The organism is Falsiroseomonas selenitidurans, assembly GCF_012103215.1.
Taxonomy (GTDB): domain Bacteria; phylum Pseudomonadota; class Alphaproteobacteria; order Acetobacterales; family Acetobacteraceae; genus Falsiroseomonas; species Falsiroseomonas selenitidurans.
The window spans coordinates 1-3,205 of sequence record NZ_JAAVNE010000108.1 but is presented as its reverse complement, the minus strand read 5'-3'; the positions used below and the strand labels follow the sequence as shown (position 1 = coordinate 3,205).

2 protein-coding genes and 2 pseudogenes are annotated in these 3,205 nt (G+C 72.9%); all 4 read right to left on the bottom strand.

Annotated elements, in window-relative coordinates; translation table 11 throughout:
• Positions 1–498: pseudogene (locus HEQ75_RS27470) on the bottom strand (hypothetical protein); the annotation flags it as partial.
• A gap of 157 nt (positions 499–655) precedes the next feature.
• Complete coding sequence (pal, locus tag HEQ75_RS27465) at positions 656–1,135, bottom strand: peptidoglycan-associated lipoprotein Pal (RefSeq protein WP_168035308.1); 480 nt, start codon at positions 1,133–1,135, stop codon at positions 656–658.
• A 186-nt stretch (positions 1,136–1,321) separates the two neighbouring features.
• Positions 1,322–2,692, bottom strand: a complete 1,371-nt coding sequence (gene tolB, locus HEQ75_RS27460) for a Tol-Pal system beta propeller repeat protein TolB (RefSeq protein WP_168035307.1) — start codon at positions 2,690–2,692, stop codon at positions 1,322–1,324.
• Positions 2,689–3,205 (bottom strand): annotated as a pseudogene (locus HEQ75_RS27455) (hypothetical protein); the annotation flags it as partial. The gene tolB and the pseudogene HEQ75_RS27455, both read right to left, overlap by 4 nt.

Sequence of the window (3,205 nt, the reverse complement as noted above, 5' to 3'; positions counted from 1 at the left end):
GCTGCAGGTCGCCGGCGCGGGCGCCGGCCGGTTGGGGGTGGCGGGCGGCGTCGCGGCGGCCACCGGCGGGCGCGCCGCCGGGGCCGCATTGCCCTGCCGCTGGCCTTCCAGCTGCTGCAGCCGGAAGTCGATGTCGCCTTCCAGCTTCTCCAGCCGCTCGCGCAGGGTGCGTTCGCGGAATTCGTTCTCCTCCGCCCGGCCGCGCAGGCTGCGGAGGTCTTCCTCCATCCGCGCGACCCGGTCGAGCAGCGTGCCAAGGAGCTCGGCTTGCGGCGGGCCGCCACTGGCGGCGGGCGGGCGGGCGCCGAGGGCGGAATTGCCGGGCGCGGGCGGCGGCAGCGAGGGCCCGCTGCGACGCAGCATCTCCACTTCCTGCCGCAGTTGCAGGATCTGGTTCTGCAGGGCGATGCCCTCGCGGGTTTCGATCTGTGCCCGGGCGGAGCCGAGCGTCAGGGCCGCGAAGGCGGCCCCAAGCAGGAAGGCGCGGAGTAGGCGCATGGCTCATCCTTCAATCATGCCTGTGGCCCCGGCCCCGGATACGGCAGAGCCGCCGCCGGGGCCAGGGCCTCATGCGAAGGAAGTGTCCCGGCCATCGGGCGCAGGCCGGCCCTTCAACCCCGGGCGCCGCCTTGCGGCAGGGCGCCCGGCGCGGGGCTCAGCGCACCACCGTGACGGCGCGGCGGTTCTGCGACCAGGCCTGCTCGTTCGAGCCGAGGGCGGCCGGGCGGTCCTTGCCGTAGGAGATGGTGGTCACGCGGGCGGGGGCGACGCCGCCGGCCACCAGCACGTCGCGCGCCGCATTGGCGCGGCGCTGGCCGAGCGCCAGGTTGTACTCGCGCGTGCCGCGCTCGTCGGCATGGCCTTCCACGGCCACCTGAACCTGCGGGAAGCGGCCGAGCCAGCCGGCCTGGCGGTCCAGCACGGTGCGCTGGTCGGCACGGATGCTGCTGCGGTCGGTGTCGAAGAACACGCGGTCGCCGATATTGGCGACCAGGTCTTCCTGGCTGCCCGGGCGCGGACCGGTCGTCGTGATCTCGGCGCCACCGCCGGTGGCGGCGGAGGACTGCTCCGTGCCGCTGCCGCAGGCAGCGAGCAGGGCCACGGCGGCGAATGCGCCGAGGAGCTTGGTGTTCATCGGAATCGGGATCCTTCCAGGTTGGCCATGAGGGCGTATCACGCGTCACGCGCCTCAGCGCGGTATGTTCAACAATTTGTGCGGCAGCAAGAAGGCAACCTGCCGATTGCCGCAATCGTCATGCTACCGGGACGGTTAAGCTTCCTTGACCGACCGCCGGAGCACGGCCGGCGGCGGGCGCCGGCCTCAGGACAGCAGCGGGCTCCAGGCCGGGTCGGAGGCATCCGTCGGCGTCACCATCTGGCGCTCGTTGAAGCCGGCGATGTCGATCTGCGACAGGCGCGAGGAATAGCCCGCGCCGCGCGCATCCCGCGCCGGGGTTTCGCGGTAGAAGGCCAGCACCCGGCCATTCGGCGCGAAGGTCGGGCCTTCCATCGACCAGCCCTCGCTCAGGATGCGTTCGCCGGACCCGTCCGGCCGCATCACGCCGATGGCGAACTGGCCGCCGGCGATGCGGGTGAAGGCGATGAGGTCGCCGCGCGGCGACCAGACCGGCGTCGCGTAGCGGCCATTGCCGAAGGAAATCCGCCGCGCGCCGCCGCCATCCGCCCCCATCACGTAGAGCTGCTGGTCGCCGCCGCGATCCGAGTTGAACACGATCTGCGTGCCGTCCGGCGAGTAGCAGGGCGAGACGTCCAGCGACCCGCCGCCGGTCAGTTGCCTTTCGCGCCGGCTGGCGATGTCGACGACGAAGATGTTCGCATCGCCGCCGCGGCTGGCGGAAAGCACCACGCTGCGGCCATCCGGGGCAAAGCGCGGGCTGAAGGTCATGCCGCCGAAGCTGCCGAGCACCTGCTGCTGGCCGCTGTCCAGGTTGAACAGGTAGACCCGCGGCTGGTTGCGGAAATAGGACATGAAGGCGACCTGCCGCGCCGTCGGATGGAAGCGCGGCGTCAGGGCCTGGAAGCTGCCATCGGTCAGGAAGCGGTGGTTCTCCCCGTCCTGGTCCATGATCGCCATGCGGCGGGTGCGGCGGTCGCGCGGGCCGGACTCGGCGATGTAGACGATCTGCGTGTCGAAATAGCCCTTCTCGCCCAGCAGCCGCTCATAGATCACGTCGCTGATCAGGTGGGCGATGCGCCGCCACTGCGCCGCCGGCGCGGTGAAGGCGGTGCCCTGGAGCTGCGTGTCGGCGAGCACGTCCCACAGGCGGAATTCCACCCGCAGCCGGCCGCCGGTGGCTTCCACCCGCCCGGTGGTCAGCGCATGCGCGCCGATCACCCGCCAGTCCTGGAAGCGCGGATTGGCCGCCGCCGTCTCCGGCGTCTGGATGAAGGCCTGCCGGTCCACCGGGCGAAACAGGCCGGAGGCGCGGAGATTGGCCTGGATCACGCGGGCGATGTCGCGGCCCACGCGTTGCGCATCCGGATTGGCACCGGCCATGTCCGGCACCGCGATCGGCACCGGATCGGTGCGCGCCCGCGTCACGTCGATGACGGTGGTGGGTGCGCTGGCGCCCTGCGCCGCGGCGAAATCCGGCAGCAGGCTGGCCACAACGGTGCCGCCGAGACCGGTGAGCACCGTGCGGCGCGAGAAGCCGAAGCCCGGCAGTGTCATCGGAGGAATCCCCTGGGCGTGAAGTTGAACTGGAACCGGTTCTCGCCGGCCTGCAGGCGGCCGCGCGGCACCGGCAGCGGGCTGCAGGCCGGGTCGCGCAGCGCACGGCGTGCCTGTTCATATAGCGCGCGGGCGCGCGGTTCGCTCGGCACCCCATCGGGCCCGGGCAGCACATTCCGGATCACACCCTCGCGGTCGACGATGGCGACCAGGCTGACCCGCATCTCCGACAGGCCGAGCATGCCCTGGTCGACGCGCCAGCATTCCCCGATCCGCTCCCCCACCGCGGCGCGTTCGCCGGCGGAGAGCAGGTCCGTGCCGGTGGGCGCGCCGCCGGCGGCGGCGGGCCGCGCCTGCTGCGGCGTCGGCCGTGCCGTGGGCGGGCGGTTCTGCGCCTGCTGCTGGCGCAGCCGCTCCAGCGTGTTGAGCACGCTGGTGGAGCGCTCCTCCGGCCGCGCCACGGGCGGCGTGTTGCCAGTGCCGGTGGCCGGCGCGGGCGGCGGCGGCGCGGGC

Coding starts and splice junctions, on each gene's coding strand:
- pal (WP_168035308.1), bottom strand. CDS start 1,135: ATGAACACCAAGCTCCTCGGCGCATTCGCCGCCGTGGCCCTGCTCGCT.
- tolB (WP_168035307.1), bottom strand. CDS start 2,692: ATGACACTGCCGGGCTTCGGCTTCTCGCGCCGCACGGTGCTCACCGGT.